This is a genomic window from bacterium, from assembly GCA_024224155.1.
Taxonomy (GTDB): domain Bacteria; phylum Acidobacteriota; class Thermoanaerobaculia; order Multivoradales; family JAHEKO01; genus CALZIK01.
This window is the reverse complement of record JAAENP010000234.1, coordinates 1-7,344: the sequence shown is the minus strand read 5'-3', so window position 1 is coordinate 7,344 and position 7,344 is coordinate 1. Positions and strand designations below refer to the sequence as shown.

The 7,344-nt window shown below is 64.7% G+C and carries 3 protein-coding genes; 2 read left to right on the top strand and 1 reads right to left on the bottom strand.

Annotated features, from left to right (window positions below; genetic code table 11):
* The coding region (locus tag GY769_12615; GenBank protein MCP4202764.1) for a S8 family serine peptidase at positions 1 to 1,514 on the top strand (1,514 nt) is incomplete at its 5' end.
* Positions 1,515 to 1,614: 100 nt separating this feature from the next.
* Entirely contained in the window at positions 1,615 to 5,649 is a 4,035-nt protein-coding gene (locus tag GY769_12610; GenBank protein ID MCP4202763.1) for a response regulator, read from the top strand.
* A 116-nt stretch (positions 5,650 to 5,765) separates the two neighbouring features.
* Here GY769_12610 and GY769_12605 read toward each other — a convergent pair whose 3' ends face one another.
* Positions 5,766 to 7,334, bottom strand: coding sequence for a hydroxymethylglutaryl-CoA reductase (locus GY769_12605; protein MCP4202762.1), 1,569 nt, complete (start codon positions 7,332 to 7,334; stop codon positions 5,766 to 5,768).
* Between the last annotated feature and the right edge of the window lie 10 nt (positions 7,335 to 7,344).

Sequence of the window (7,344 nt, the reverse complement as noted above, 5' to 3'; positions counted from 1 at the left end):
TCGAAACAGCGGCCGCAGCTGTCCTCGGCGTGGGGGCCGAGATCGACCGTGAGCTAGGCATCATCAGGGCCGTTGCCGCCCGCCTGACCGCGGCGCAGGTAAGCGAGCTAGAGGCGGCAAACCCGCCGATGCGGATATACGCCAACGGCGAAGTCCGGACCGCCGGAGGTGGAAACGGCAATTCCATGGCAACCGACTACCCTTCCCTCGTGCGGGCCGACCTGCTCCACGACGAGGGGCTCACCGGCTACGGTACGACGATCGCGATCGTCGACACGGGTTCCTGGCTGGGTAAAGGAATCAAGAAGAACGCGCAGGGGCAGCACCGGCTTCTCATCCGTTTTGACGCCTTTCTGGACCAGGTCGACACCGCTGGCGCGGATGATGATGACCTCAACGGCCACGGATCCCACGTCACCGGCGTGGCGATGAGCAGCCGGCGGGCCGACGGCAAGTTCAACGGCCTCGCGCCCGACGCTGACCTGGTTGTCGTCGAGGCTTTCGATGCCGCGGGCGGATCCACCTACGCGGACGTGATCAATGGCCTCGACTGGGTGGTCGCCAACAAGAACGCCTACGGCATCGGAGTGCTCAACCTCTCGTTCAGCGCACCGCCACGTGGTCACTATTGGGAGGACCCGCTGGGTCAAGCGGTGATGGCCGCCTGGCAGGCTGGAATCGTCGTCGTGGCTTCGGCCGGCAACACCGGCCCGGACGCGATGACCATCGGCTCGCCGGGAAGCGTGCCCTACATCATCACCGTCGGGGCCATGACGGACAGCTATACGCCTGGCGATACCAGCGACGATCGACTGACCTCCTTCTCAGCAGCAGGTCCGACCTACGATGCGTTTGTCAAGCCGGATCTGGTGGCGCCCGGTGGTCACATGCTGAGCACGATCTGGCAGCAGACCGCCCTCGCCGCCCTCCATGCCGAGTATTTCGATGGCAAGTACTTCGAGATGTCCGGAACCTCGCAAGCGGCGGCGGCGGTCAGCGGGATCGCCGCCCTGCTCCTGCAGTCGGAGCCCGGCTTGACGCCGGACCAGGTCAAGTGCCGGCTCTTGGCCTCCGCACGGCCCGCGGTCGATGATCTGGGAATGCTCGCCTATAGCATCTTTCAACAAGGTACCGGGCTCGTGGATGCCTACGACACTATCTACGGCTCCGCCAACGACTGCGCCAACGCCGGACTCGACGTCGATGCGGACCTCGACGGCACCGGGCACTTTATCGGCCGCGCTCAGCGTGCCGCGGACGGCAGCTTCTACATCGAGGGCCTGGCCGGCTACGTCTGGAACGACGGCTATGTCTGGAACGATGGCTATGTCTGGAACGATGGCTATGTCTGGAACGATGGTTACGTCTGGAACGATGGTTACGTCTGGAATGATGGCTACGTCTGGAACGACGGCTACCCCTGGGCCGACGGCTACGTCTGGAATGATGGCTACGTCTGGAATGACGGACTGACGGAGCCTGCGACGATCAACGTCTGGGTCGAACAGGAGTAGGCGCCTGGAAGAACTTGAGAAACTTCGGCCAAACGTCGGGATCACCCGGCTCCGGTGCCTGACAGCGGCGCTCGCGATACTCGTCACGGGCGCCGCGGCGGTGCGTAGTGAGCCCGGGACCGTCCGCTTTCGCCACCTGGCCCAAGAGGACGGTCTGCCCTCGGCGGGGATCCAGTCGATTCTCCAGGACCGTGACGGCTTTATCTGGCTCGGCTCACAGAACGGCCTGAGCCGCTTCGACGGCTACGAGTTCACCAACTACCAGCACAATCCCGGCGACCCGGGCTCGTTGGCGCATGACTTCGTCTGGTCGCTGCTCGAGGATCACCAAGGCGTCCTCTGGGTGGGGACCGACGGCGGCGGTCTCAGCCGTTTCGACCCGCTGACGGGGAGCTTCACTCATTTCCAGAACGACCCCTCGGACCCGACCAGTCTGAGCGGCGACCGCGTGCGGGTCCTGCTCGAGGACCAGACGGGTGTCTTGTGGGTCGGGACGCACAGCGGCGGTCTCAACCGTTTCGATCGGCAAAGCCAGTCATTCACTCCCTTCCGCCACAATCCGGAAGATCCGGCAAGCCTAGGCGGCGACCGGGTGCGGGATCTATTCGAGGATCGTCTGGGCCTGCTGTGGGTCGCCACCGACGGCGGCGGACTCAGCGCGCTCAACCCCGCCACGGGTGTCTTCACGCGCTTCCACCATGATCCGGCGAACCCGTCGAGTCTCAGCTCCGATCGGGTGCGCTGCGTCTTCGAAGACAGCGGCGGCAGCGTATGGGCCGGAACCTACGATGGTGGGCTGAACCGGCTCGATCCGGCCGCTCGCAAGGTCGACCGGTTCCAACCCGACAAGCGGTCGCCTAGAAGCCTCAGCTCGGACAAAGTCCGGGTCGTTCTCGAAGACACCTCCGGCACTTTGTGGGTCGGTACCGACGATGGCCTCAATGCCTGGGAGCCTGCCACCAACACTTTCAGACACTACCGCCATGAGGCAGCCGACCCCTACAGCTTGAGCCACGACACCGTGAGCTCCATCTTCGAGGACCGGGGCGGGGTGCTGTGGGTGGGTACCTACGCCGGCCTCAACACCTGGGACACCGCCACCGGAGACTTCCTCCACTACCGGCGACGCGCCGATGAGCCGACCGAGCTGAGCAACAACTTCGTGACCTCCTTCGCCGAAGACCGGGACGGATCCGTTTGGGTGGGCACGTTCGGGGGTGGACTCAATCGGCTCGATCGCACGACTGGCACCTTCACCAGCTATCGCCATGAGGCGATCGACCCCAGCAGCCTGAGCGACGATCGCGTGATGTCGTTGCTGGTGGACAGCCGGGGCGTCCTCTGGATCGGAACGCTGGACGGGGGGCTCAATCGGTTCGACCGGCGGCGCGGCAGTTTCGACCGCTTCCAGCACGACCCCGGCGACCCGACAAGCCTCGGCTGGAACGGGGTGACGGCCCTGCTCGAAGACCAACGGTCCACGCTCTGGGTCGGCACCATTCGCGGCGGGCTCCATCGCTTTGACAGCTCGCGACAGAGCTTCGTTCGCTATCGTCACGATCCGAGCGACCCGCGCAGTCTGAGCAGCGACCGCGTCACCTCCGTCTACGAAGATCAGACGGGCGTCCTCTGGGTCGGCACCGAGGCCGCGGGACTCAACCGGCTGGTTCGCCAGACGGATGGCTTCGTACGCTACCGGCACGATCCGACCGATCCGCGCAGTCTGAGCAGCGACAGCATCTGGAGTCTCGTGGGAGACGCGGACGGCGACCTCTGGATCGGCACCCGAGGAGCGGGCCTCAACCGATGGAGAGCCACCGACCGCCGAGCCGGGGAGTTGTCGGTGACACGCTACCTACTCGCGCAGGGCCTGCGCAGCAACAACGTCTTCGCCGCCCTGGTGAGTGATCAGGGCGATCTGTGGCTGAGCAGCGATCGCGGCCTCGCCCGGATCAATCCCCACGACGGCAAGGTAACCCATTACGACACCAGCCACGGGCTGCAGAGCAACGACTTCAACTTCGCGGCCGCCATGCGCGCCCGCAGCGGCGAGCTATTCTTCGGCGGCGTCAACGGCTTCAACGTCTTCGCGCCCGCATCTATCCGATCGAATCCACACCCACCCGCTGTCGTCTTGACCGATTTTCTCAAGTTCAACAGCTCCGTTGGGTTCTCCAGCCCGCTTGGCGAAGTCGAAGAGATCTGGCTCGGCCACAAAGACTCGGTCATCGCCTTCGAGTTCGCGGGCCTCGACTACTCGGCGCCGGAGAAGAACCGATACATGTACAAGCTCGAGGGCTTCGACCGCGACTGGATCGATGCGGGCAACTTGCGTCGTGCCACCTACACCAACCTGCACGCCGGTAGCTACGCCTTCCGCGCCAGGGCGTCGAACAATGACGGCGTATGGAACGAGGAGGGACTGACGGTCCGACTCGTGGTCGCGCCGCCGCCTTGGCTCAGTTGGTGGGCGTACGGCCTCTACGCGCTGTCGGTCGCCGTCTTTGCCGTGGCCGTGGCCCGGTCACTGCGGCGCAAGCGACGCCACGCCCTCGCACTCGAGCGGGCCAACGTCTCACTCAAGATCGAGATTCACGATCGCCAGGCCAAAGAGAAAGCTCTCGAGGCCGAGAAGCGCAAGGCCCAGGAGTACCTGGACGTCGCCGAAGTGATCATGGTCGCCCTCGACGAGCAAGGCCAGGTGACCTTGATCAACCAGAAGGGCTGTCGGGTTCTCGGCTATGAGGAGGAAGAGATCGTGGGCAGCCCTTGGGTCGAGAAGTTCGTACCGGAGGATCGTCGAGCCGAGGTGCGAGCACAACTCGAAGACATCGGCGCCTACCAGTACTACGAGTACGAGCTGCTCACTCGAGAGGGCGATAGGCGAATCATTGCCTGGCACTCGACTCGCTTCGCTCCTGGCGACGACAGCGCGCCGATCGTTCTGAGCTCGGGCAGCGACATCACTCAGATGAGGGAGCTCGAGAAACAGGTCCGCATGTCGCAAAAAATGGAAGCACTCGGTACCCTGGCGGGCGGGATCGCGCACGACTTCAACAACATCCTGACCGCCGTCTACGGCTTCTCCAGCCTGACCCTGGACGCCCTTCCCGAGGAGAGCGAAGAGGCCGAGCACATCGAGCAGGTGGTCAAAGCCAGCGAGCGCGCCCGCGACCTCGTGGGACGCATCCTGACGTTCAGTCGGCGGGACGAACGGCCCAAGGAGCCGGTGGCGCTCGGACCGGTCGTCCAGGAAGCCTGCGGACTGCTCCGTTCCTCGTTGCCGGCAACGATCCGGTTCCGTGCCACGGTCGACCCGGACTGCCCCGCCGTGATCGCCGATCCCGGTCAGATTCATCAGGTCGTGATGAACCTCGGGACTAACGCCGCCCAGGCCCTCGAGGCGAGCGGCGAGCTGGAAATCAAGCTCGAGAGCGTCGAGCTCGCAGCGGCCGACCTTGGCCGGGGCTCCGACCTCGTCGTCGGCCCCCACGTTCGGCTGACGGTCAAGGACAGCGGGCACGGCATGGATGCCGCCACCCTGGACAGGATGTTCGACCCCTTCTTCACGACCAAGGAGGCGGGCTCCGGAACCGGGCTCGGGCTGTCCGTCGTGCACGGCATCGTCAAGGCCCACGGCGGCGACATTCGCGCCTCGAGCGAGCTCGGGCGCGGGACCACCCTGGTCGTGCACTTCCCCACCGGCGGAATCGAAGCGCCGGTCCGCGACCGGCAGGACACCCAGTTCACCGGCAAGGAGTGCATCCTGTTCGTCGACGATGAGAAGTCCATCGCGGAGGTGGCCAAAAAGATGCTCGAAGCCGCCGGCTATGAGGTTGTTGCGCACACGAGCGGCAAGGAAGCCCTGCGCGTTTTCAAAGGTCAGCCGGACCGCTTCCAACTACTGGTCACGGATCAACTGATGCCGGAGATCACCGGCGCGGCGCTGATCGAGGAGATGCGACGGGTGCGGCCCGATCTTCCGGTCGTCGTCGCCAGTGGAACGCGCAAAGAGGACCCGACCCAGAGACTCGGTCACGCCTTCCTGCAGAAGCCCTTCTCGCCGGCTGAGATCAGCCGCATGGTCCGCCAGGCACTGGACGAGAGCCGCGAGTCGGACCCATCAGTCAACTGAGCCCGGGCGCGCTCGAGTCGCCACTATCGGACACGGGTCGAAGTCCAACGGCTGGCCTCGTTGTGACCTGCCGCCTCGGCTACCGAAGCCGGCTCGCACCCACCCTCCCCACGAGATCACTGCCCGCGCCGGGTCGGGTCGTTTCGTCCCAGCTGCTCGTGGCTGGACACCCAGTCGAGTGAGGAGATGGCCGCCGCGAGCGAGATCTCACCCGCGAGCACCGTGCCGGCGACGATCTCCGCGAACTTCATGACCTTGCCGACGCCGGCGCAGCCCATGATCTCCAGACCTTCGTGCTGGGTGGGAAGCCCGGTGCCGCCGCCGCACGTCGCGACGATCAACGACGGCAGCGTAATGGACATGTAGAGGTCCTTCTCCGGCGTCAGTTCCGTATAGACCAGCCCGGCCGATGACTCGGACACGTTGGCCACATCCTGGCCCGTGGCGATAAAGATCGCGGTGATGGCGTTGGCGGCGTGACAGCCGTTGTTGTTGGCACCCGAGAGCATACTGCCGACATTCGCGATCTTCGAGTGCCTCTCGATGGACTCGGTGTCGGCGTCCATGATGTCGCGCAGCACGTCGCGCTTCACGACCAGCTCCGCCGTGACCCGCTTGCCGCGGGAGCGCATCAGATTGATCATCGATGCCTTCTTGTCGGTGGCGAAGTTGGACTCCAGATAGAAGTGCTGGATCTCGACCTCCTTGCAGTGTTCGAGAATCCAGTTGCAGGCCGCGAACGTGGCCTTCCCCACCATGTTCATGCCGGCGGCGTCGCCGGTCGTGAAGTTGAAGCGCGTGAATGCGAACTTGTTTGCCAGGTAGTAGTCGACGTACTTCAGCGTCACGAACGGATCGGAGTCCGCGCACACCGCCTTGATGTCGTCCATCCGGGAGACCAGCCAGTCGGCGAAGCGGCGCGCGCTCGCGGCATCGTCGAAGATGAACACCGGCGCTCGCTGCATGTTGTCGCCGACCACCGCGCACTTCACCCCACCGCTCTTGTGGATCACCTTCATGCCCCGGTTGTAGGACGCCACCAGCGTCCCTTCCGAGGTCGCCAGCGGGACATAGAACTCGCCTTTGGCGTGCGCACCGTGGACCAGTAGCGGGCCGGCGATCCCCAGAGGGATCTGGGCAACGCCGGTGAAGTGCTCGATGTTGCCTTGGGTTACGCGGGGCTCGAAGGAGTATTGACTCATGTGCTCGAGTGTCGCACCCGTCTGCTCGCGCACGAATTTCCGGCGGGCGCTGATGATCTCGTCGCTGTAATCGTCTTCGGCGTCGCGCGGGACCGTGCCGGGAGGCCGTTTCCCGGTTCGGAGCGCGTCCTTGACGCCGAACTTCAGCTTGCCGAAGGGCGCGGTTTCGAACGCGAACTCCAAGCCGTGCTTGCCCTCCGCGAGTGGGTCCACCGCCAGGTGGAAAGTCAGAAGACTGCCCAACGGGAAGTCCACCGGTTGGTCCGGGCCGATCTGAGTCACCGGGAAGGCGTCGCCGGAATCGACGGTGACCTCGATTCTCTCGGGATGTATGACCTCGCCGTTGAGTGAGACCCGCTCGATGCGCCTGAGTGATGCCGGGCTCAGCCGGTTCTTCACCGAGAAGCGCACGCCCGTGCCCGAATTTCTCAGGCTGGAGTGGTTATACAGATTCCTTAGTAGTGCTCCGGGGATGAACGTCATGGCAATCCTC

What these genes read in the sequence shown, in the direction of transcription:
- GY769_12605 (MCP4202762.1), bottom strand. Translation starts at nt 7,334, where the DNA reads ATGACGTTCATCCCCGGAGCACTACTAAGGAATCTGTATAACCACTCC.